This window comes from Rosistilla oblonga (assembly GCF_007751715.1).
In the GTDB taxonomy this organism is placed as follows: Bacteria; Planctomycetota; Planctomycetia; order Pirellulales; family Pirellulaceae; genus Rosistilla; species Rosistilla oblonga.
The window spans coordinates 6,884,793-6,907,360 of sequence record NZ_CP036292.1 but is presented as its reverse complement, the minus strand read 5'-3'; the positions used below and the strand labels follow the sequence as shown (position 1 = coordinate 6,907,360).

Below are 22,568 nucleotides of genomic sequence, written 5' to 3'. Positions count from 1 at the left end.
TTGGTTCGATGATCGCTATTGGCGCGATGGCATGGAAACTCTGCATTTTTAGGATTACAGCATGTCACAATCGGAAAAGGTTACCATTTTTGGCGGCGGGATCGCGGGGCTCACAGCCGCGTATGCATTGACCGATCCTTCGCTTGCCACTCGCTACGAGGTCACCGTCTACCAGATGGGTTGGCGGCTGGGAGGGAAGGGAGCCAGCGGTCGCAACCGCGAGCGACACGACCGCATCGAAGAGCATGGGCTGCACATTTGGCTCGGCTGCTACGAGAACGCCTTCCGCGTCATGCGGACCTGTTACGACGAATGCCGCCGCGCGAATCTGACGCCCGATTCGCCCTTCCAGAGCGTCGAGGATGCGTTTGATCCCCAAGACCTGATCACGATGATGGAGCCCGACGGGGCGGGCAGTTGGGATCCGTGGTCGATCACGATGCCGTCGACCGGCAAGTTTCCGGGGCAGCAATCGCAATGCATCAGCGTTGCCGGAGCGGTTCGCCGGTTGTTGGAGTTGATGGACAAACTGCAACAGGTGCCTTTGGATCGGATGTCGCCGGAGCGGTTGGGCCAGGTCCGTCAGGCGAAAGAGCGGCTGGACGATTCGGAGTGCCAGAACTGCAAACAGGATTATCGAGCGGTTTTGCAGTCACTTGAGTCGCTGCAGATCGACAGTAAACGCAGCTGGGCGGCGGAGGATCAGACGCCGGAGCAGCGACGGCGAGCGATCCTGATCGAATTGGCGATCACGTTGGGCAAGGGAGTCTTGCGCGATGTTCTGTTGGAAGGCCATACGTCGTTTGACGTTCTCGATCAGCACGACTTTCGCGGCTGGCTGCGACAGCACGGTGCCAGTCGCCAGGCCTGCGATTCGGCACCGGTTCGAGCGGCTTACGAGATCGTGTTTGGATACCATCGCGGCGAGGACGATAAGCCCAGCTATGCCGCCGGCGTCGCAACGCGGTTTATGTTGCGTTGGGTGCTGACCTACGAGGGTTCGCTGATCTATAAGATGCGAGCGGGGATGGGGGATATCATCTTTTCGCCGCTGTATCTGATGCTCAAGAACCGCGGCGTGGAGTTCAAATTTTTCCATCGCTTGGACACGATGTCGCTATCGCCCGACAAGTCGCACGTCGCATCGGTGTCGATCGATCGCCAAGTCGATCTCGAGACGCCGCAATACGATCCGCTGACCTGGATCAAAGGCGTTCCCTGTTGGCCGTCGGAACCGATGTATCAGCGCGACGATGGAACGCGGCAGATTCCGCTGGCGCAACAGCAAGCGATCCAGGCGTTGGCTGAGGAACATCCGGGGCTCGAACCGTTGGAGTCGGCTTATTCGCCGTGGGCCAGCCAGGAGAAGTTGGAACTGCGGCATGGCACCGATTTTGACAAGGTTGTGCTGGCGGTCGCATTGGGAGCCCTGCCGCTGCATTGCCAAGAGTTGATCGAAAACAGTCCCGACCTGCGGAAGATGGTGCTGGGGATGCCGACGATTGGAACCCAGTCGTTCCAGTTGTGGATGTCCGAGGATCGGCATGGGCTGGGATGGCAGGGGGATGCCACGATCCTCGATTCTTATCTCGACAGTTGGGCCGATTTCAGTCATCTCGAAGCTGTCGAGAGTTTCCCGCCGCAGACGGTCAAGTCGATCGCGTATTTCTCGCGAACGCTGCCCGAGCCCGATGCTCCGCCGCCGGTCGGTCCAAATCCGGATTATCCGGTGGAGCGAACCGAGTGGGTGAAGCGTTTGCGGCGCGACGAATTTCTCGGCGGTGAGACGGGGATGAAACCGATCTGGACCGACAGCTACACCGCCGAGGGTGAGTTTCATTGGGATCGGTTGGTCGATCTGCAGTCTCCCGAATCGGTCGGCAAGGCCCGCTTCGACGCCCAGTTCTGGTGTGCCAACGTCAATCCAACCGACCGCTACATTCAATCGCTGGCCGGGACGACGCAGTACCGCGTCGGCGCCGGAGAATCTGGCTTTGACAACGTCGTGTTGGCCGGCGATTGGATTCGCACCGGCCTAAACGTCGGCTGTATCGAAAGTGCGACCAATGGCGGATTGATGGCGGCTCGCGCGATCTGCGGGCAACCGGTAGAGATCTCCGGAGAGTTCGATTTCTGTCCGCGGACCAGCGGATGTTTTACGTCGCTGCTGGCGATCTTCTCGCCACTGCTGGCTTGGGTTCGCAAGTTGTGTCGGATCTGTTGCCCGCCGCCTCCCCCTGCTCCGCTGCCAACGCCGTCGCTGCCGATGTATGTCGAACGCGGTGGCGATCAATCCTTTCCGGCTCCATTCGAATTCAAAACCGTCGACGCGTTTGCGTTTTATCTGTCAGCTCCCGCATCCGCCTTGCAGCGGTTGTGCGATGCACATTTGAACGCCCCCACCGGCGGGCGACTCTCGTACGTCGCGCCGTTTTCGAGTGTGATGATGGTCTTTTCGAACATCTCGAGATCGCGTCCCTCGCTGCCGCCGGCGAGCGAATACGGTTGGCTGCCCGAGAAAAACTTCTCGATCTGGATTCCGTTGATCGCGATGGAAAGCACTTCCACCGGTATCCCGTGGCCTCGCGCGATCGTCTGGTATCAGCCCTACATCATGGTCGATCAGGCTTGGGCCTTGACCAGTGGACGCGAGGTCTATGGATATCCCAAGGCGTTGGCCGACGTCACGATTCCCGGCTTTGGGACCGATCAGACGGCGTTCGGCGTCAAGACGCTTGCTGTCGAAGCCGCCGATCCCGCTGCGGAGGTTCGTCGTTTGGAACTGTTGAAAATTCGCCCGACCTCGAGTTCGGCGGTCCCTGCAGGACGGCAGTTCGATAAAACTCAAGCCGCCGATCTGGTGGAGGACATGAAGCGGAAGGTGCTTGTCGAGCCCGAGGCGCACAACAACAATAGCAGCGCGGTCGAATCGAGAGTCGACACCTTGTTGAGTCTGACCGATCTGACCGGTGTCTTTTTGAAGCAGTTCCGCGACGCCGGGGTTGGCAATCAAGCGTGTTACCAAGCGATCGTGGAAGCCGACGCGAAGCCTTCCTTTTTGGGTGGCGGTTCGTTGTCAGATTCCTATCAAGTCGAAGGGATCGATACGATCACGCATCCGTTTTTAGCCGATTTTGGCTGGAGCAGTTTTCCTCGCGACGTTGCCAATGCGTGGCATCTGAAGTTCAACTTTACGATGCAAGCGGGACGCGAAGTCTGGCGTGCTTAAGCGGTCAGCTGACGCGAACTGCAATCGCGTCGCAGAGCGCCGACGGGTTCTGAACCTTCTGGGCTTGCATCGTCTGCTGCGCGGTGCGGATCAGTTCGTCGCCCTGCTCGCCGCCGATCTGCTGTCCGCGCCGCCAGCGTATTGCCGCGGCAAACATTTGCATGTCGACTGACGCATAACCATGTTCGGCTTCTTCCAATAAACCGCTTGCGGCTTCCCCGTTGCCTCGCGCCGCGGCGACGCCCGCCAGCAGATGCTTGCCGTGCGGGATGCAATAAGGCATTTTCGACTTGATGATCTTGCATGCGTCGCGTTCGACGCGAGCCAGCATCGCGTTGGCTTCGTTCCAGGCGAAACGGTTGCCTGGCTGCATCACCGCGGCGAGAGTCGCCCGACCTCGCAGTTGCAGGTTAAACATTCGGATGGTTTGCAGGTGCAGCAGGTTGGATGCCTTTAATTGCGGCCACTGCTGTTCGTAACGATTCCATGCGTCGACGCCGTTTCCGCAGTAGAGATCGATGTAGGTGTTGGCCATCAGAGCGATGCTGTGTTGCACATGGAAACCCGGGTAGACCCACTTGTTCAACGCGTCGTCGATCGCCATCCGGCCGGCTGCCGGATCGTCCTGCACCAATTTCGCCATCGCCACGCTGAACGAACCGTGGGTTGTCTCGGCGTGCAAATCTCCTCGCTGCCTGGCCTGCGTCAACAAGGCGTCGGAGCGCGTGCAGAGTTCGTCCAGCTGTCCCAGGTAAAACAGTCCCCAGAGGATGAAGGTGTGGGCGGTGTCGAGTTCCCAAGCGACGCCCGCGCATTCGTTCCGCAGCCGATGTTCGGCATCGATCAATGCATCGAGCGAGTCTTGCCAGCGCCCGTTGGTCCAGTGCTGGACGCCGTTGGAAAGCGCAGTGATCACGTGTACGTAGGGATCGCTGCTGCCCGAGGCGAGTTGTTTGGCTAGGCCCAGCAGTTTGTTGACGCGGCCCTGAGTGTGGCCGCCGGCGTTGGAAACATGAGCAGCTTCCCAAGCCAAGGCGCGGGCCAGACGAGTGCGTTCGCCGACCCGCAGTGCCAACCGAAGGTTCCGCGTTTGAAAGCTCGCTCCTTCGACGACGTCAAACATGCTCAAGCCGGCCGAAGCTGCCCAGGCGACGTCGATCCTGGTCAGGTCGGCGGGATCGATTTGGTCTTCGTTGCGGGTTTGAAATTTGAGGCCACGGAGCCGCAGCAACACTTGCTGGCCGAGCATCGACAACAGCGCTCGCCGTGGCGACTTGGAAAGTTGCATGCCGCTGTGACGAAGCACGCGAGCGAGGGCTGCGCGGCCCTCGGGGATGTGCCCGCTGATGCAATATTGGTAAGCCGCTTTGCGTTCGAGTTGCAACGCTTCGTCGGCGTCCGCCGGATCGATCGCCGCTTGGTACTGCGCCGCCGCTTCGACTCCACGCCCCGCGTTGGCGAGGGCATCGGCCAATCGAATTCCCAATTGGCGAGCTTCGGCGGGAGCCCATTCCCGCAGCGCCATGCTGCTCTGATACAGCCGCACGGCTCGGTCAAACGCCAGTTTGTCGGCGGCCAAGTCGGCTGCGGTGCAGTAGTAGCTGCCAGCTTGAGAGAGTTCGCCAGCGGCTTGGAAGTGGTCGCCGATGCGTTCGGGATCGGCATCGGGTTCTCGCTGCAGGGTCTGGGCCAATCGCATGTGCCTGGTGATGCGAGCCCCCATCGGTATCCGGCTGGCGACGGTTTCGCGGATGCGATCGTGATAGGTGCAGACGTCGTCCTCGACATCGCGGCCGGTGGTGCGGATCAATCGCTCGGTTCGCAGCAGCCCCAGCAAGTTCTCGCGCGAGCTGTCCATTTCCGACGACTGCAACGCAACGCGGGTGCGGATCGGTTGGGCGGCGACGGCGATCGTCTCCAACAATCGCCGCGCTTCTTCGGGCAGCCGACCGATCCGTTGGTATAGGACTTCGTCGAGGTCGGCGTCGGCACACGTGTTGCCGCTGTCGCGACTTTGTGCCAGCTCCGAAATGAAAAACGGGATCCCCTGCGATTCGCGGACGATGGCGTCGGCGATCGAATCGGCGTCGGCGATATCATCGGGCAGCAGTTGGAACACCAGTTCGCGCGAGTCCTCCGGCGAGAGTGCACCGACAGCGATCGCGATCCGGTTTTTATGATCGCCAATCGCTCGCAACGCCTTCAGGCAGGGATTGGCTTCGATGTGTTCGCTGCGATAGCTCAACAACAGCACCATCCGCGGCGGGTTGGGACCGCGAACCAGTTCCGCCAGGATCGCCGCACTGTCGATATCGCCCCACTGCAGATCATCGATATGCAGAACCAGCGGCCGCTGTTGTCCGATCGCGTCGAGCAGTTCGCGGAGCGACAGAAACGCAGTCCGACGCTGCTCCTGAGCTTCCAGTTGGCGAGCATGGTGTTGTGGCGAACGAGCGATCGTGGCGACCCGATTCAGCGCCGGGAAGATCCGGCAAAGCGAAGCGATGTTGCTTGGCAGCAGCGGTTCGACTTCCTCTTCGGGCAACCGAGTCAGGTAGCGGCAGAGCGCGTCGACCAAGGCGTCGATCGCTTTGTAGGGAACCGATTCCCCTTCGTAGCAGCGCCCGCTGAGGATACACGCTTCGGTTCCCAGTTGGTTGTGTTCGAGGAAATGATCGATCAAGCGACTCTTGCCCGAACCGGAGTTGCCTCGCACGTGCGCGATCACGGTTTCGCCCTGCAGCATCCGCTGAAGTCCGGCGTTAAGTTTTTGCAGGTCGTCGCTGCGACCGACAAAAGGAAACTGCTGGGGCGGTTCGGGGGTTGGTTCGATCGTGGTGTTGGCGGTTGGATCCGATGGAGATCTCAGTGCCTCTAGAATTTGGCTTCCCGTCGGGCGTGCCGCTGGGTCGCCAGCGAGCATTGCGATCGCCAGTTGAGTCAGATCTTCGGGAGCATCCTCGGGGAACTGAAGATCGGGAATCGCGTAGGCTTCGCGTTTGTGTTGCAACACCAGTGCCCGCAAACCGCGGAACAGCGTCTGTCCCGAGAGAGCTTCGCACAGCATCACGCCGACCGAAAACCAATCGCTCGCAGGGGTTAATTTTTCGCCGCGAGTCTGCTCGGGCGACATGTAGGGGACCGTTCCGGCGGCGTGCATGTCGGTCAGATCGTTTGCCGATGCGATCCGCGGTCGCTGCGGCGATTCGTCGGCTGGCGGAGCGGTGTTGGCGTCCAGCGGAATCGCGAGTCCGAAGTCGACGATCACGAGGCTGCCATCATCGCGGACGACAATATTGGAGGGCTTCAGATCGCGATGCAGTTTCCGCGATGCATGCAGTGCGGAGACGCCGTTTGCGATCTGTGTGAACAGTCGCCGCAACATCGCGTAGTCCAGCGGTGGTCGTTCGGCGTCGGCGGATCCCGGTGCGGCAGGCGCACCGGCCAGCGAATTTTGCCCGACCTCCAACTCTTGCGTGCTGCCGTATTCCGATTTGGTCTGATTCAACGAATCGGTCGAGATCAACGCGCAGTCCAAAGGCAGGAACTTGGAAGCTCCCAAATGTTTCCAGAGGTCGCGGCCGTCGATCAGTTCCATCGTGTAGAACCAGTGGTTTGATTCCACAAACAGCTCGTACAGAACGACGAGATTGGGATGGACCAGATCCGAGAGCGCTCGGAATTCGCGTTTGAAGTAGTGCAGCGCTCGGCTGCTGACTGTCGGCAAGACTTTTAAGGCGACACGCTGCCGGCGTTGGCGGTCGAACGCCATGTAGACGACCCCCATGCCGCCCGATCCGATCTCGCGTAACAGAAAAAAGCGGCCCGTTCCTTGGTAGCTTTCCTCGACGCCCAGCCGGATTCCGGCCTCGGTCCAGTCGTCGAACTCGGCTGCATCGAGCGGCACGTCGGGAAATCGCTGCTGCACCGATTCGCGGTCGATCGGTTCGGCAAACGCTGCCCGAAACGTCACCTCGGCGGTCAACATCTGCCGCATATTCAGTGCGTATTGCGCCAGGTGAGGCCACTGGGAAAGATACGATTCCAGATCCTTGGGGCTTCCGCTCCGCCATCCCAGTTTCATGTCTTGGATGATCAGATCGGTCAGCAGATCTAACTGGTCTGCGTCGGTGCCGTTGCGAAACTGGTCCAGAATGCTGGAGATCGCTTCGTGCGACGGGCCGATGACGGGCAATTCCGCATTTGTGCCACTTCCATCCTCCAGATGAGTGAGTATGGTGGTGAGGGCAATTTGTGCTCGTTGGGTGTTTGTTCCACGACTCACAATCGCGTTCCTTGGTGCTGCAGACCACCGCCTATTGGGTTGATCATCAACCGCAAAGGATGTTGAGCGCCATTTTATGTCTCATCGCCTTGGATCGCTAGTAGCAAGGTTTGCAAGCATCTGCGTACGCTCTTGTGGCGAACCGCAACCGGTTCGTTTGATGGTGAGTGCGATGTTTGTTGGGAGATTCTCTGCTCGACGCGAAGGAGTGTCCGGTGTCAGATCCCGTTGTCAACGAATCCGAAGATCGGGATCATCAGCTTGCCGAGCTGTTGTCGGATCTGGCCGATCGCGTCGCTCGCAATGTGCCGGTCGATCTCGAACAGGTCTGTCGGCAGCATCCGCTGTTGGCGAAAGATCTTCGCAGTTTGTGGGGAGCCGTCGTGGTTGCCGGTGTTGCGGGAGAGGCGTATCAGGAGGATGGATCGCCGGCGACCGAAGCCGCAAGCGTTAGCGAGGGGATGTACCAATTGCCGCTGCGGTTGGGCGATTATGAATTGCTGGAGGAGATTGGTCGCGGCGGGATGGGCGTGGTCTTTCGAGCGCTGCAGATCAGTCTGAATCGCGAAGTCGCCGTCAAGATGATCGCTCAGGGCCGCTTGGCTAGCGAGACCGATCAAGCGCGATTCGATTCCGAAGCGGTCGCGGCGGCGCGGTTGGAACATCCCGGAATCGTTCCGGTTTACGACGTCGATGAATTCGACGGCCGTTCGTTCTTCAGCATGCAATATGTTCCCGGTCCCACGTTGGCCGACCGGATCCACGACGGTTTGTTGCCGCAACGCGAGGCGGCTCGGATCGTCAGCCAGGTCGCTCGGTCGGTCGAATTCGCTCATTCCCGCGGCATTCTGCATCGCGATCTCAAACCTTCGAACATCTTGATCGATTCGCACGGGCGGCCGCTGGTCACCGATTTTGGTTTGGCCAAACAGATCTCCGACGATGCCGATGTGACGCGCAGCGGCGCCGTTCTGGGGACGCCTTGTTATATGTCGCCCGAGCAGGCGGCGGGGCGGCGTGGGCTGATCGGTCCCGCCAGCGACGTCTACAGCCTCGGCTGTGTCCTGTACCACGCATTGGTCGGTCGCCCGCCGTTGGTCTCCGATTCGGCGGTCGAAATGGTGATGATGGTCTTGGAGCAGGAGCCGTTGCCGCCCCGCGCTTTGCGACAGGGGATCGATCGCGATTTGGAGATGATCGTGATCAAGTGCCTGCAGAAACCGCCCGACCTCCGCTACGCCACGGCGGCGGAATTGGCCGACGATCTGGATGCCTTTCTCAGCAGCGAGCCGGTTGCGGCGCGGAGCGGTCGATTCGCCCAAGTGCTCGGCCGCGCGCTGCGGGAAACTCATCACGCCGCAGTGCTCGAAAATTGGGGCGTGTTATGGATGTGGCACAGCTTGGTCCTGTTGGTCGCTTGCGCCCTCACCTGGAGACTGCAGGCTTACGGAATCACCAACCAACTGGCTTTTGCGGCGCTATGGACCGTCGGCTGGGTCGCTTGGGCAACCGTGTTTTGGGTCCTGCGACGGCGGATGGGGCCGGTCACCTTTGTCGAACGCCAGATCGCGCACGTCTGGGGCGCCAGCATGTTGGGGATCGCGGCGTTGTTTCCGATGGAGGCCAGTTTGGGCTTGCCGGTGCTGAGCCTGACGCCGTTGGTGGGCGTGATCGCGGCGATGGTCTTTGTCGTCAAAGCGGCGATGTTGAGCGGAGCGTTCTACATCCAAGTCGCCGCGCTGTTGTTGTCGGCTGTGGCGATGGCGGTTTGGCCAGCGCAAGCTCATCTGATCTTCGGCGTCGTCGCCGCCGGATCGTTCTTCTTTCCGGGGCTGAAATACTATCGGCAGCGCCGCCGCAACGAGCGTCTCACTGCGGCGACGCGCGGTCACGAGTCGAGTTAGTTTTTCGGCGGCAGCGGCGACTCGTCGCCGCTCCGCAGATGGCGGTCGAGAAATTCAAAGCTGCCGACGGCGTTGATCATATGCGGTCCGTCAAACCATTCGATTTCGCATCGCTCGGGCAGCTTCAACCTCGCCGCGTACAGGAACCTCGCTTTGGCGAACTCTTTGGCCACGCGATCGTCTGGCCCCACGCCGTCGTAGTGTCCTCGTTCGACCATAAACGGCCGCGGCGCGATCAGTGCCGCCATCTCTGCATAGTTGAAGGTCTTGCCTAAACCAAACTCATAGATCTCGTATTCGCCGGTTCCGATGTAACTGTATCGAGCTCGCGTCGAAGCGTTTTTCCAGACCCAGTCGTTGAAGTCGGCGCTGCAGATCGACAGGCAATAATCGGGCAGCAACGCGGGCAAACGCATCGCCGATTTGCCCCCGTACGACAGACCGTAAAACGCGATCCGCTGGGGATCGACGCTGGGGATCGTTTTCAGCCAATCGAGGATCTGTTGGTGCTGCGACGCGATGATCGAAAACAGCGTCTTGCCGACGGGGTACGATTTGCGTTGCAGCGTGCGGAATGCGTCTTTGCCTTTGTAGGGGTTCTGTGGCGCGAAGACGATGTAGCCGGCTTCGGCCAGTTTGGCTGCGTAGTCGTGATAGGCGCGATGGCTGTCGGCGAAGGTGTCTCGCGGTTGCCCTTCCAGCCCATGTTGGCAGACGACGACTGGCCGCTGCTCGCCCGCGGGGATGTTGTCGGGGACCAGCAGCACGCCGTAGGCGAAGACGTTTGGAAAGACATCCAAGACGACGTCGTGCCCCGTCCAACCGGTTCCTTGATACGATTGCAGCGACCGCGGGTTGGCGGGCAGTTTCGGCTGGTCGTACCAACCGACTACTTGCTCGCGAAAGATCTTGCGGAACCGCTCCACCGACTTTTCATAGGCGGCGGGCGAGGAGGTGTCGAGCTTGTTGTGAGCGTTGTTGGCGATCGTTCGCGAGTGGCCGAGATTCATGAACGCGCCCCGCTCGTATTCGCTCTCCTTCAGCAGCGCTTGCGTGTGGCGATCGATCATCGCCAGCCGTCGTGCTCGCCGATCGATCGCGTTGCGTTTGTCGGTCGCCGCCGCTTCGCTGGCCTCGGTTTTTGCGTAATTTACCGCGACCGCTGGCGGGACCTGCAGGTCGAGCGCCGGACAGATGATGTCGTTCAGTAGATCGGACTTTTCGTCGGAGATCAGTTTGGCGTGTGCTGGCGTCCCAGCCGGTTGGCCGATCGCCGTCAGTACGTTTGCGATCCGATCGAACTCTTGTTGCGCTTCGTCGCGGCTGGGAGATTGCCACGTGGCAGGGGAAGCGCCGGCATCTCCGGATTCTTCGAGCGCGAAGCGAGGCTCGGTTTGGACGACCAGTTTTCGCGGAGCGATCGCGGCGGCAAGCTCTGCATCGGCAAAGCGGTTCTGCAGACCGAAGACGTTGCGGTCGGCCGGTTCCTGCCAGACTCGGTCGCGCGGGCCGAAGTAGCCGGCGACGATCGTCAGGTCGATTCGCGGTTCGATCGCGGCGCTGATCAGCGCTGTGCGGCCTCCTTCGCCCCATCCGGCGAGGATGACTTTGGCGTCCGCGGCTTCGGATGCCGCAGGTTGTTGGGCCAGCCAATCGATCGCCGACTGGACGGTTTGAATTTCGTAGCCGACCAGAGTCCGGCCGAGTTCAAAGGCGGCACGGTTGAGGTATTCGCGACGCGGCAATTTGGCGCCGCCATGTTGGATCCGGTCGTGCCCGGTCGTGGCGACTTCTAAAACGGTGAAGCCTTGGGCGGCGAGCGCTTCGCATCGATCGCGTTGGTCGTCGGCAATCGGATCGGACCAGAGCGACGGTTCGCCGTCGTGGGAGAGCATCACGACGGACGATCCGTTGGCTTTGCGAGGCAGCCACAGCAGGCCCTCGCCCCACAGCGATGGCTGCAATTGCAAGCCGGCGGGCGTGCCCGGTTCGGTGACGCTTGGAGGCGCCGGATGGGAGAGGACGGGCCAGCGGACGGCATGGACTTCGAAGCGGTCGCTGGTTCGCAGCGGCGGCGATTCCCATTGCAGATCGGCTGGATAACGCTCTGGTTCCAGCCCCAGTTGTCGGCTCAGAAAGCGAACGTTTTCGGCGACTGCATCGGCATCTTGCCAGTATTGCTGCCGGGCGTTATCGGCGTCGGTAAGCTTTTTCAACAGGAATCGATCGATCCCGGCAGCCATCGCAGCGGCGGGATCTGCGGGGAGAGAAAGCAGTCGCGGCGGCCCGTCGTTGGACCATTCGCCATCGGCTGCGGCGTCGCTGGAATTTTGTGGAGTCGGTTTCAGCGGGCGGGTTTTGATCGCGTCGTCGGCTGCGGCGTGGCCGAGCATCGACAGCAGAATTAGAAGCGCGGCGGGGCGTTGGCTCATGGGTGGGCTCGCGAGGTGGGTGGGCTAACGTTCGTCTCCAGGAGGTGAATAATAGTCGATACTGGCGGGGGCTGCCGGATTGTGGGACCGCCCGGAACGCAACGCGACTCGTCGCAGGCAGCTGTCGGTGTCCAGCAGTCCGACGACTTTGTTTGTCGTATCGAGGACCGGGATCTGCGTCGCGTCGCGAGGCATGCCGACCAAAACCTCTTCTAGCGGAGCATCTTCATCGACGGTGATCGAATCCCAACGCGCGATCTCACCCACGGTTTGCTGTTGCCCGTTGGCGGTCTGCATCGCGGTGGCAATTTGTTCCAGTTGCAGCACGCCACGATAGAGACCATGTTCGACGACCGGAAAGGTTCGCTGCAGTTGGTCGGCCGCACGCTCGGCGAAATCAGCGATCGAGCTGTCGATCGGCGCAACGCAGAACTGTCGCAGCATCGCATCGCGGACGCGGAGGTCTTTGACTTGCGATGCGATATCGACTTGGCGATATTCCATCATCCCGACCCAAAAGATAAAGGCGGCGATGAAGGGGAGGAACGGCAGGTTCGAGAGGTTGGAGATCCCCAATGCAAACAGCGCGATCGCAATCACTTGTCCCAGTCGCATCGCGAGCCAGGTGGCGCGGCGGTGGTTGGTGAACATCGACGCAACCGATCGGAAGACCCGGCCGCCATCCATCGGAAAGGCGGGGATCATATTAAAGACGATCAGGGCGATGTTCACCGCAAACAATCGATGGGCGAACATGTTGCTTTCGCCATCGGCATCGAGATTAAAACCATAAAAGGCGACGATCCCGATCCCCAGCGTCGCCGCGATCAAGACGTTGACCGCCGGTCCGGCGACGGCCACGATCAATTCCTGCCACGGTTCTTCGGGCATTCGTTCCAGCCGGGCGACGCCGCCGATCGGCAGCATCGTGATGTCGCGGGTGCCAACTCCGAAGGCTCGCGCGGCCAGCACGTGTCCGTATTCGTGAAGGATCACACAGGCGAACAGCAGCACGACAAACCCAAGGGTCAACAGCACATCGATCCAGCGGCCCCCGTTGCTCCATTCGCTGTACGCCACCAGCGCGGGCATCAGGAAGAAACTCCAATGGATGAACAGCGCGATTCCGAAAAAGGTTCCCAGCTTGAAGCGGCGAGACATCATGGATGAGTTCTAGAATACTGGGGCTTGGGAAATGGGCTGTCGGTCGCAGGCTGGCGGTTGGTCGCAGCGAACCGCGCGACGCGGACATCTCAGCATACCGGCTCGACCGACCGCTGCCAGCCACGGGGCTTAGTGTTCGATAGGGATCGGGTAGATCAGCACCCGCTTGCTGTTGCGATCTTGAGCTTGCAGGGTCATCGTGGTCCCCAGCAGTTCCTTGCCGTTAGCCCAGACAAAGTCTTTGGCGACCTGTTGTTGGGGGCCGACCGACAATTGATTTCGCTGGTGTCGCCGCGTCTGCGACTGAGTCAACATATAACAATTGTAGTCCTGCTGGCGATCGGACAGATTGATCAAATTGACTGTCACGATCAACGAACCGGAGGGATCAAAGCGGATGCTTGGATCGATTTGGATATCTTCGGGGCCGACGTCCAGGTCGCGCCAGATGCTGAAGCGGTGGCGTTTTTCGGCGTCGACAAGGAAATCGAAGCGAACCCGCTCGCGGCCGATCGCCGCATTGCTGCGGAGCGCCACGTCGACGGTGGCATCAGCGGTCGCGCTCTCGCCCAGGTTCACCGTCGTCGGTTGTTGTTGCGTCTCCCAAGTGATTGGGGGCTGCAGAGTAAAGCGGCCTGTGATCGTCGATTCGAACGTGTTTTTCAGCCGCATGTGCAAGGTTTGTCGTCGCCCAGGCAGGCTCTCCAGCCGCGTTGGGTGCAGATCGGCAGCCAGTCGGAACTCGGCGATCGCCGGATTGATCGCGATTAAAAATGTCGGGAGCGTTCCTACCTGAATGATCTGGCGGCCCTCGGCATCGGTCGGCACTTCTTCCCCACGCCCCCAGACATCGATCTGTTGAACGTTATCCCCTAGATAGATCCGCTCTTCGGTCGGTTCGGTGTTCCAAACGACCATCACCGCCCGCTGCCCATCGGACATCACGACGTTTTGGCTGCGGTTGGGCATTTGCAACGCACCCTCGTATTGCAGCCCGCCGATCAACGTCGCGGTGGTTCGCCAGGGAAGCAGCATCTCGCCGGGAGTTGCATCGGGATTCAGGATCCCCAGTTCCGAATTGAACGGATTGGAGACGAAAGCGATCGGCACGTTGTGGCGACGGACCGTCAACATCCGGCCGACGAGGTCGCGGATCCGATCCTCCAGGAGGTAGCGGTCCACATTCAGCGGGTCCAACGTGATCCACTTCTCCAGTCCATCGGATGGCATCGCGTCGAGGTTCGCGTCCAATTCGGCAGTCGTGTACGGTTCGGGTTCGGTCATGCAGACAGCTTTCCATCCGCCGGTGTAGTCGGTGGGAAGCGGATCCAGCCATGGCCACGGCAGGGCGACGCGAATCGGTTGCCCGAAACCTTGCAGTTCGCGACGAATCTCGTCGATCGTGTCGGCGAGATTGGGGTGCCGCAAGAAGCTGTGATCTCCCTCGCCACCGATCTGCCACCACGTCGTCCGCATCGAAAGGCGTGTCAGTAGAGCCTCGAGTTGTGGTTGCCAGTCGGTCGGGTTGCGCAGAAGCGGCGCCAGCGGCTTCCTGGCTCGCGGATCGTTGTGAGTCCGCGTCTCGTGAGGCGGTTGGTCCAACATCCCAACGCTGTTGATCCCTCGTTCCTGCAGTCGCTCCATCATCCAAGCCAGGTCGTCGGCGCCTTGCGTGTCGGACTGATCCAGCCAGCAGGGATATTTCACCCAACCGACGCCGCATTGCTGCAGCCATTGCGGCAGTTCGCGCCGCGAGATCGGATCGTGCCCCGAACCGAGCGTCCATCCGAAAGGACCGCTTTGTCCGGACAGTTTTTCCAGGACCGCTAGCGTCGCGGTGGCTGTGTGCGTTTGCGTCTCGTTGGCGAACAGGTCGACATGCACGCGATAAAACCCGGGTCCTAGCGATGGGAGTTGCCAGGAGGTTGTCAGCGATTGTTGCGAAGGGCCGCTTGCATTGGACTGAGGCTGTGGTCCATGCAGTCGTCGCGCGGTCGCGTCGTTTTCCAACGCGGCCTCGTGTTCGGCGATCCGTTCGCCCATCGGGCCCTGCAATCGGAAACGCAGTCGCGTCACAGGTTCGGCTAATCCCGAGACGTGGCACGAGGCCATGGCGGGTTGCCCGACGGCGTAGAGTCCGCGCGGTTGGTCGGTGGTGACTTGCAGTTGTGGCAAGCTTTCGATGCGGATGTTGTCGAAGCCGGCTTCGCCATAGATGTCTGCTTCACGCCCCGGTTGGACGTTCAGCCGCGCGATGATGTTGGCTGCATCGTGGGGGGGCGGGACTGCTGGCAAAGCGACTTGAGTCCAGTCGGTATCGCCGCTGAACTTGGGCGTCGAGTGCGCCCCTACGACCTTGCCTTCCGCATCGATGAACAGGAATTCGATCCAAGCCGAATCGTGCTTCAACCCTTTGGTGGAGATTGAACCGACGAAACGGTAGCTGTAAATCGATTCGACTTTAACTGGCGGACTTTGCACGACTGCCGCACCGCCGTTCAATTGAACCCTTAGGTAGCGGTCGACCAGCCGTTCGGCGAACAACCAATCTCGGGGCATCCCCATCCGCTCGGCGAGCTTTCGGTAGGGGCCAAACTGATGGTCTGCGCGGATCGCCGCTTCCATCAGTTCGGTCGACTTGGGAACGATCTCGATCGACAGGTAGGCGGGGTACTGGGGGCCCTGTCGGCGTCGCCAATTGTCGGGCCAGTTGTCGTAATTGATGTCGTCGCTTTGATTGAACGACCACTGAGTGACCGTTTTGGCTGTCGAGATGGCTCCCTTCGCAGCGGCGGGGCTGGCGATTAAAATTGTGGCGGCGAATATCGCAAGCAATCGCACCGCCGCTGGCGGAACGAACCGGCAGCCTCTGGGGGCTGCGATCGATGCGTTGGTGAGCGATTTTCGTTTCAAAATCTCAATCCACTTTCTGTTGGCCTCGATGCCGCTTAAAGTGGCGCCTTTCTAGTATTGGGGCTGACACAAATCGGGTCAGTCCTCACCGCGCGGAGTCTAACGAAACTAACGTGTCTCAAACTCGTATCGCCGTCCGACTTGGATCTCTGAACCTGCCCTTTAAGAAAGCTTTGCTTATGGCGGCAAAGATGGGAGCCGGTGCTGTCGAAATCGACGCCAGAACCGAGCTGCGTCCAGCCGAACTAACCGATACAGGTGTTCGGCAGTTCCGGAAGATGCTGGATGATCTGAATTTGCGGATTAGTTCGATCCGTTTTCAAACCCGCCGCGGCTACGACGTCGTCGACGATCTGGACCGCCGCGTCGAAGCGACCAAGCAGACGTTGCGGATGGCGTTCCGGTTGGGGACCGATGTTGTCGTCAACCAAATCGGCCAAGTTCCCAGCGATCCCGAGAGCGCCGCTTGGGATCATCTCCGCTGCGTTTTGGATGATATCAATCGCTATGGCGCGCACATCGGTGCCTTCTTGACTCCCGAAACGGGGACCGAAGATGGAGCGGATCTGTTGCGGTTGTTGGATGCCAACGAGGAGTCGTTTACGCCGGTCGCCTTCAATCCTGGCAACCTGATCATCAACCGCTTCTCCGCCGGCGAAGCCCTCCGCGTTTTGGGCGATCGGGTTCGATTGATCTGCGCTCGCGATGGGGTTCAGGATCTGGCGGCGGGTCGCGGAATCGAAGTTCCTCTTGGTCAGGGGCTTGCCGATTTTCACGACATCCTCGGCTACATGGAAAACTATCACTATCAAGGTTGGGTCGTGGTGCAACGCAGCGGCGCCGCCGATCCAATCGCCGAGATCGCCGACGCCGTCGGTTATCTGGCCAATATGTAAGCTGGCAACCTTCGAAAGTCACCCTCTGTGCCTCTGATAGAAATCGACCTGCCGATCGATCTGGACCGCGAGCCCCCGCAGGCGACGATCGATTGGCTGCAGCGAGCCAGCGATCGAATCCAGCGTTTTCAAGATCGTTGGGATCGCGCGCCGATCGAACAGTTTGTCGCCTCCGATTTTGAACTGGTCCACCAGTCGCTCGACCTGATCCGCAGTCAGCGGATCGTCTCGGGGAATCGCTTCTGCGAATGGGGCTGCGGGTTTGCTGTCGTCAGCTGCCTGGCGGACGAACTGGGCTGGGACGTGATCGGGATCGAAGCCGAAGCCGATCTGATCGTCGAGGCGCGGCGGACGATCGCCGACCTGCAAGCATCGGTCGAATTGTGGCACGGAAACTTTCTGCCCGACGGCAGCGAGCGACTGGCCGATGACCTGGGGCTACCCTCGCTGGGGCATTCCGAGGATAGTGTGTATCCAGAAATTGGTTTGTATGTGGATGACTTCGATCTGATCTTCGCCTACCCTTGGCCGGGAGAAGGCGACTTTTTAGAGACGGTGTTTGAAAAGTACGCCGAAAACGGGGCCTGCTTTTTAACCTTTTGCGGCCCCTACGACATGAGACTCGTTCGCAAAGTGCCCAGATAAATATGACTGTGAATCAAATCGAAGGTGGCGTGATCATCTTTCACTTCCGCGACGGACCGCTGCAAGGCGACACAGTTCGATCCGACGTGGCGACCGATCGCGACAGCACCAACGCCGCGACTACTTTTTGGGCGATGACTCAAGGTGGCAAGGTCGGGCGGACGCTGAAGACGACCGGTGGCGGCACGATCGGCGACCTGTTGGCTGGCGGAGTTCCGTTGGACGGCAAGCAGTCGGGCACCGCCAAGCATTTGTACCGCGTGATCGACCGGACCGAATCGCCCAAGCAGATCGAGATCTTTGTGGAATTCGTCAAGTCGCTGGCGAAAGAGTAACGGAACCACCCAACCCTCAGGCAGGTACGCCGCATGAACACTCCGACCAACAAGCCACGCAACCTGGGCGACGTGCTGCGAGAATTCGCGCAGCATCAACAGACGATGCGGCAAGAATTGAGCAAGGTGATCGTGGGGCAGAACGAGGTTGTCGAGCAATTGCTGGCGGCGATCTTCACCCGCGGCCACTGTCTGTTAGAAGGTGTCCCCGGTCTGGCTAAGACGCTGATGGTCAGCACGCTGGCGAAGATCTTGGACGTCGATTTCAAGCGGGTTCAATTTACTCCCGACCTGATGCCGTCGGACATCACCGGCACCAACGTGATGGAAGAGGATCCCAACGGCCGCCGCGAGTTCCGCTTTATGGAAGGCCCGATCTTCACTAACGTCTTGTTGGCCGACGAGATCAACCGGACTCCGCCCAAGACCCAAGCGGCGCTGCTGCAAGCGATGCAGGAACGCGAGGTCAGTGTCGGTAATACGACTTACAGTCTGCCCGATCCGTTTTTCACGATCGCCACGCAGAACCCTGTCGAGCAAGAGGGAACGTATCCGCTGCCCGAAGCTCAACTGGATCGCTTCATGTTCAACATCAAAGTCGACTATCCGTCGGCGGCTGAGGAGGAGCAGATCCTGACCAACTCCACCCGCGGCGAGATCGTGGTACCGAACAAGGTCCTGTCGGGGCGGGCGATTCTGAACGTGCAGAAGTTGGTGCAAAGCGTGGCGGTCAGCCCGTATGCGATCAAATACGCATCGATGTTGGTCCGCGCCACGCGGCCTCGCGATCCGTCGGCTCCCGATTACATCAAGGAGATGGTCGACTGGGGGGCTGGTCCGCGGGCCGGTCAGTTTTTGATCAACGGTGGCAAAGCGATCGCCGCGATGGATGGACGCTTCAGCGTCGACATCGACGATATGCGGCACGTGGCAGTTCCGATCCTGCGGCACCGCGTCAGTACGAACTTCCAGGCCCAGGCCGAAGGGGTAACGACCGACGACTTGGTCGCTCGACTGATCAAAGACGTCCCCGTTCCCGAAGCCCCCAAGTTCGCTCAATGATCCACCGTTAGGTTCGAAACTCATGTCCGCCGAAAGCTATCTGAAGCCGGAAGTTCTGAACCAGATCAAGCGTCTGGATCTACGCGCTCAGATGGTCGTTCGCGGTTTTTTGCAGGGCTTGCACGCCAGCCCGTACCACGGGTTTTCGGTCGAGTTCAGCGAGCATCGCCGCTACAGCAAAGGGGACGACCCCAAGACGATCGATTGGCTGGTCTACGCCAAGACCGACAAGTATTACGTCAAACGATACGAATCGGAAACGAATCTGACCGGCTATCTGATGATGGACCTCAGTCGTTCGATGGGGTTTACGCATCGCCAGCAGTTTTCGAAGTTTGAGTATTCGATCTGCCTAGCCGCCTCGCTCTGCTATCTTATGATCATGCAGCAGGATCCGGTGGGGCTGCTGACGTTCAGCGACAAGTTGCGAGCGAATCTGCCGGCGCGCAGTCGTCGCAGCCAGGTGACCGATCTGTTAGCCCAGTTGTCGCGCTTGAAGCCCGAGGGGGAGACCGACCTCGGCGACAGCTTGCACCGCGTCGCGGCGATGTTGCCGCACCGCAGCCTGTTGATGATCTTTTCCGATCTGCTGGGCGATCCCGAGCCGGTTTATCGAGCCCTTGCGCAATTGCGACACGCCGGGCACGACGTGATCCTGTTTCACATCTTGGACGAATCCGAAGTCCATTTCCCGTACGATGGGCCTGTCGAATTCGAGGATCCCGAAACGGGACAGAAGATGCCTGTCGACGCGACCGAGATCCGCCAGGATTACCTGGAAGCGATCGAAGAGTTTCGCGAAGGCTATCGCGAGCGGTGCAGCAAGTTGCGAGTCGATTACGTGCCGCTGGACACCAGCATGCCCTTCGACAAAGCCCTCACGGAATACCTCGCCAGCCGCCAATCGCGGTTTTAGAACTCCGGTGCAATGGCCGTCGGAACGTTTGGAGCCTGGTTGGGTTTGGCGGGGCGAAGCTCCAGCAATTTGCCTAGCCCAGGCCAACGGCCTGGGAATGGCGATCGCAGCATCCGATCGGTAGGGCCAACGGCCCGGCAATTTGCTCAGTTCGGATCGATCGGCGAACAAATCGCCGGACCGTTGGCCCTCGCTGTACCTGGGCGCGATGTGTTCCCAGGCCGCTGGCCTGGGCTAGGCAAATCGCCTGGCCTTCGGCCCGGCACCTGCATTGGGTGCGAGCACGTTACGGTTGTGATATATACACCGAGTCCCGCAGGGATCGCAGATGGTAGCCGGAGGTCGCCGCGCCGCGGCGTACCTCCGGAACACGACGCCCGCACACGCGCAGCCGCTCCCGAAGGGAGCGCAGATCGATGTGAGCCCCCGTTCGGGGACGGCGTTCGATTTCGCGAATCGGTTACCGGTGGTATTCGCTGCGCTCAAACCACCGGCTACCTTCTGGGGCCGCTTCGCGGTCCATTGGCCGCCGAACGCTATTCAGGCCAGGGACCGTCGGCGGTCATTTCGGCGCCGGTCTTGGGGCAGCGGGTGGCGCCTGGTTTTCGGTTGATCTGTTCGACCGATGGGATCGCGTGCCATCGCTCGCACTTTGGGCAATAGAGTGCCGGTTGCAGCGTCCGTTTGCCAGTGACCGGGTGGATGGCGGGAGTCTGCGTGGCGGTGTCGGCGACAACCGCTTGCATCGTGTCGATGTCGACGTAGACCGATTGAGTGACCTCGGCGACCGGCGGTGCGGTCTCGCCGCAGCCGTTTACGGTCAGGAGCAACAGGCAAGCGGCAGCTTGGCGGATTTTTACTTTGGCGGACATCGATCGAACTTCCGGGGAAGGCGTTGGGGGCGAATAGGAACTCAGCGGGCTGACGTGTGCCTACTCGCGATCGTACAGTTCGTCTTGCAACGCAGGATCGTCCAAGTGTCCGTCGCTGACATAGCCCAGCTTTTTCTCGTCGATCAGTGCAGCTTGTTCGGATGACATGTAGTTGGTGCCAGGGACATCGATCTTGAAATGTCGCTGCCGCGATTCGACGTGTCCGTCCAGGAAGGCAACGTTCGCTGCGCCGTGATGGCGGAAGTGAACGTTGGGGAAGTTGTGGCTGGGAGGGTCCAACAACCAGTTCTCTTCAAAGCTGTAAGCTGGCGGCGAGAAGGAGACAAGTTTGACTTGGGCGCTGTCGGCAAAAGCGACTGTTGCACTCATCGAACGGACCTCGGCAAAACGGCGGACCATCGGTTCGGGATTGGGGACCGCGGCGTAAGTTGGCGGCAACCAATCGACCCCCGAGGACCGCGAGAGGTTGTAGCCGTTGAATCCAAAGCCCGACGCGGGGAAACCGTATTTCACAGTGTCCATCTGGCCGGGGCCAAAGTCGGGGCATTGGAACGATGTGTAACTTGTCTCGATGAACGGGGCCAAAGGGCCTTGGGTGTAATCGAGTTGTTGGTTCGGATCGGGTTGGTCGTAGTCGACGGTTCCGAACCAGAACTGTGCCTTGCCCTGAGCTCCCGAGTAGGTCGCCAAGTAATTGATCCGCGCTTGATCTTCGACGACGTACGGAATCATCGTCTCGCGGTAGGTGTCGGCATAATTATGCAGCGCCAATGCGATCTGTTTCAGCCGGTTCTTGCACTGCATGCGGCGAGCTGCTTCACGGGCTTGTTGCACGGCGGGTAACAGCAATCCAACTAAGATGCCGATGATTGCGATCACGACCAGCAGTTCGACCAGCGTGAAGCCGGCGCGGCGCGTGTTGTTCATTTTCATGGATGGAAAGATCTTTCGAGCCGACTGCCACGGTGGCTCTACGGTTCGCAGTTCCTACCGGCACAGAGCATGAGCGAAGATCGAGATCTTTCGTCGCTCGCACGATTGCCGGCCAGTGCCGTTGCAGCGCGAGCGGTCTGAAAAATCACGTCCGCTCCCTGTTCCCCGAGGGTACGACGCTATTGTGCGATGACAGCTGGGCAGGTCTTCTGGCTCCCGGTTCAGCCTCGGCTTATGCCTTCCCGCAACCGCGATCTTCATGATCGCATCGGTCACAGTGGCAGTGAGTTAAGCCTCGTCCCCGGTTACAGCGGCGGGACCGCAACGGATTTGCACCGTTTTCCCTATTCTCCGAGCGGACCACAAGTCGACGCTCGGCACCCATGTCGCGGTCGATTCTAACACCGGTCGTGTGTCCGTCAATCGCTGATTTATCTGGCTCGCGGCCGCGGAAGCTATTGGTAGTTGGCGAGCCCCCCGATTCCTGCGATCATCCAAGATTGCCGCTGCCGTGGCGAATTGTCATTATAAGAACCACACTGTGCGGCGGGATTGTCGGGTGTTTGGGTGACGGAATCAGACGGAGGAATCGCAGCATGAATGCAAATACTATCGCCATGGCATGTCATTTATGTGGCCTGTTGGGCTACCTGGCCAATGGTCTGGGCAGCATCTTTGGGCCGTTGGTCGTGTGGATCCTGAAGAAGGATGAGATGCCGTTTGTCGACGCGCATGGCAAGGAGGCGTTGAACTTCAACATCTCGGTGATGCTGTATGGGATCGCGCTGGTCGCCGCCACCTTTCTGACCTTTGGTTTTGGGATCTTTTTGACAGCTCCGTTGGGCCTGGGGCTGGTCGTCTTCCACGTCTACTTCGCAATCCGAGCCGCCTTGGCTGCGAACGAGGGAGAGATGTATCGCTATCCCTTCACGCTGCGACTGTTGAAGTAACCGCCGCGCCG

At 60.1% G+C, this 22,568-nt stretch carries 14 protein-coding genes and 1 riboswitch; of the genes, 8 read left to right on the top strand and 6 right to left on the bottom strand.

Annotated features, from left to right (window positions below; translation table 11 throughout):
• The first annotated feature begins 61 nt into the window (after positions 1 to 61).
• Positions 62 to 3,229, top strand: a complete 3,168-nt coding sequence (locus CA51_RS24390) for an NAD(P)-binding protein (RefSeq protein ID WP_145123720.1) — start codon at positions 62 to 64, stop codon at positions 3,227 to 3,229.
• A gap of 4 nt (positions 3,230 to 3,233) precedes the next feature.
• Here the strand turns inward: CA51_RS24390 and CA51_RS24385 are convergent, their stop codons facing one another.
• Positions 3,234 to 7,514 (bottom strand): serine/threonine-protein kinase, encoded by a 4,281-nt coding sequence (locus CA51_RS24385; protein WP_145123719.1) that lies wholly within the window; start codon positions 7,512 to 7,514, stop codon positions 3,234 to 3,236.
• 215 nt (positions 7,515 to 7,729) lie between these two features.
• Here CA51_RS24385 and CA51_RS24380 point away from each other — a divergent pair, with 215 nt between their 5' ends.
• On the top strand, positions 7,730 to 9,418 hold the full coding sequence (locus CA51_RS24380; protein ID WP_145123718.1) for a serine/threonine protein kinase: 1,689 nt from the start codon (positions 7,730 to 7,732) through the stop codon (positions 9,416 to 9,418).
• On the opposite strand, the gene CA51_RS24375 is transcribed toward CA51_RS24380, so the two are convergent.
• The 3 genes from CA51_RS24375 to CA51_RS24365 all read right to left on the bottom strand — a co-directional run bounded on the left by CA51_RS24375 (position 9,415) and on the right by CA51_RS24365 (position 15,927).
• Entirely contained in the window at positions 9,415 to 11,850 is a 2,436-nt protein-coding gene (locus CA51_RS24375) for an alpha/beta hydrolase family protein (RefSeq protein ID WP_145123717.1), read from the bottom strand. The two genes, CA51_RS24380 and CA51_RS24375, sit on opposite strands and share 4 nt — an antisense overlap.
• 24 nt (positions 11,851 to 11,874) lie before the next feature.
• Positions 11,875 to 13,014 carry a site-2 protease family protein gene (locus CA51_RS24370; protein WP_145123716.1) on the bottom strand — a complete coding sequence of 380 codons (1,140 nt, stop codon included), beginning with the start codon at positions 13,012 to 13,014 and terminating at the stop codon, positions 11,875 to 11,877.
• Between the two features lie 129 nt (positions 13,015 to 13,143).
• Entirely contained in the window at positions 13,144 to 15,927 is a 2,784-nt protein-coding gene (locus tag CA51_RS24365; RefSeq protein ID WP_145123715.1) for a COG1470 family protein, read from the bottom strand.
• Positions 15,928 to 16,106: 179 nt separating this feature from the next.
• Between CA51_RS24365 and CA51_RS24360 the strand changes: the two genes are divergently transcribed.
• Genes CA51_RS24360 through CA51_RS24340 form a run of 5 tightly spaced genes read left to right on the top strand, consistent with a single transcriptional unit; the run spans position 16,107 to position 19,781 of the window.
• Positions 16,107 to 16,823, top strand: coding sequence for a sugar phosphate isomerase/epimerase family protein (locus CA51_RS24360; RefSeq protein ID WP_145123714.1), 717 nt, complete (start codon positions 16,107 to 16,109; stop codon positions 16,821 to 16,823).
• A 27-nt stretch (positions 16,824 to 16,850) separates the two neighbouring features.
• Positions 16,851 to 17,468: a class I SAM-dependent methyltransferase gene (locus CA51_RS24355; protein WP_145123713.1), complete on the top strand. Its 618-nt coding sequence runs from the start codon at positions 16,851 to 16,853 to the stop codon at positions 17,466 to 17,468.
• 2 nt (positions 17,469 to 17,470) lie between these two features.
• Positions 17,471 to 17,803 (top strand): hypothetical protein, encoded by a 333-nt coding sequence (locus CA51_RS24350; protein WP_145123712.1) that lies wholly within the window; start codon positions 17,471 to 17,473, stop codon positions 17,801 to 17,803.
• 33 nt (positions 17,804 to 17,836) lie between these two features.
• Positions 17,837 to 18,865, top strand: a complete 1,029-nt coding sequence (locus CA51_RS24345) for an AAA family ATPase (protein ID WP_197451446.1) — start codon at positions 17,837 to 17,839, stop codon at positions 18,863 to 18,865.
• 22 nt (positions 18,866 to 18,887) lie between these two features.
• Complete coding sequence (locus CA51_RS24340; RefSeq protein ID WP_145123711.1) at positions 18,888 to 19,781, top strand: DUF58 domain-containing protein; 894 nt, start codon at positions 18,888 to 18,890, stop codon at positions 19,779 to 19,781.
• Between the two features lie 536 nt (positions 19,782 to 20,317).
• On the opposite strand, the gene CA51_RS24335 is transcribed toward CA51_RS24340, so the two are convergent.
• Entirely contained in the window at positions 20,318 to 20,653 is a 336-nt protein-coding gene (locus CA51_RS24335; protein ID WP_145123710.1) for a hypothetical protein, read from the bottom strand.
• 60 nt (positions 20,654 to 20,713) lie between these two features.
• On the bottom strand, positions 20,714 to 21,601 hold the full coding sequence (locus CA51_RS24330) for a DUF1559 family PulG-like putative transporter (protein WP_145124332.1): 888 nt from the start codon (positions 21,599 to 21,601) through the stop codon (positions 20,714 to 20,716).
• A gap of 188 nt (positions 21,602 to 21,789) precedes the next feature.
• A riboswitch (cobalamin riboswitch) is annotated at positions 21,790 to 22,007 on the bottom strand.
• Between the two features lie 196 nt (positions 22,008 to 22,203).
• On the opposite strand from CA51_RS24330, the gene CA51_RS24325 reads away from it, so the two are divergent.
• Positions 22,204 to 22,557: a DUF4870 domain-containing protein gene (locus CA51_RS24325; RefSeq protein WP_197451444.1), complete on the top strand. Its 354-nt coding sequence runs from the start codon at positions 22,204 to 22,206 to the stop codon at positions 22,555 to 22,557.
• The last annotated feature ends 11 nt before the right edge of the window (positions 22,558 to 22,568 follow it).

Excerpts from the sequence above, each read along its gene's own strand:
- CA51_RS24390 (WP_145123720.1), top strand. The coding sequence starts at position 62 with ATGTCACAATCGGAAAAGGTTACCATTTTTGGCGGCGGGATCGCGGGG.
- CA51_RS24375 (WP_145123717.1), bottom strand. The coding sequence starts at position 11,850 with ATGAGCCAACGCCCCGCCGCGCTTCTAATTCTGCTGTCGATGCTCGGC.
- CA51_RS24370 (WP_145123716.1), bottom strand. The coding sequence starts at position 13,014 with ATGATGTCTCGCCGCTTCAAGCTGGGAACCTTTTTCGGAATCGCGCTG.
- CA51_RS24360 (WP_145123714.1), top strand. The coding sequence starts at position 16,107 with ATGGCGGCAAAGATGGGAGCCGGTGCTGTCGAAATCGACGCCAGAACC.
- CA51_RS24350 (WP_145123712.1), top strand. The coding sequence starts at position 17,471 with ATGACTGTGAATCAAATCGAAGGTGGCGTGATCATCTTTCACTTCCGC.
- CA51_RS24345 (WP_197451446.1), top strand. The coding sequence starts at position 17,837 with ATGAACACTCCGACCAACAAGCCACGCAACCTGGGCGACGTGCTGCGA.
- CA51_RS24340 (WP_145123711.1), top strand. The coding sequence starts at position 18,888 with ATGTCCGCCGAAAGCTATCTGAAGCCGGAAGTTCTGAACCAGATCAAG.
- CA51_RS24335 (WP_145123710.1), bottom strand. The coding sequence starts at position 20,653 with ATGTCCGCCAAAGTAAAAATCCGCCAAGCTGCCGCTTGCCTGTTGCTC.
- CA51_RS24330 (WP_145124332.1), bottom strand. The coding sequence starts at position 21,601 with ATGAACAACACGCGCCGCGCCGGCTTCACGCTGGTCGAACTGCTGGTC.
- CA51_RS24325 (WP_197451444.1), top strand. The coding sequence starts at position 22,204 with ATGAATGCAAATACTATCGCCATGGCATGTCATTTATGTGGCCTGTTG.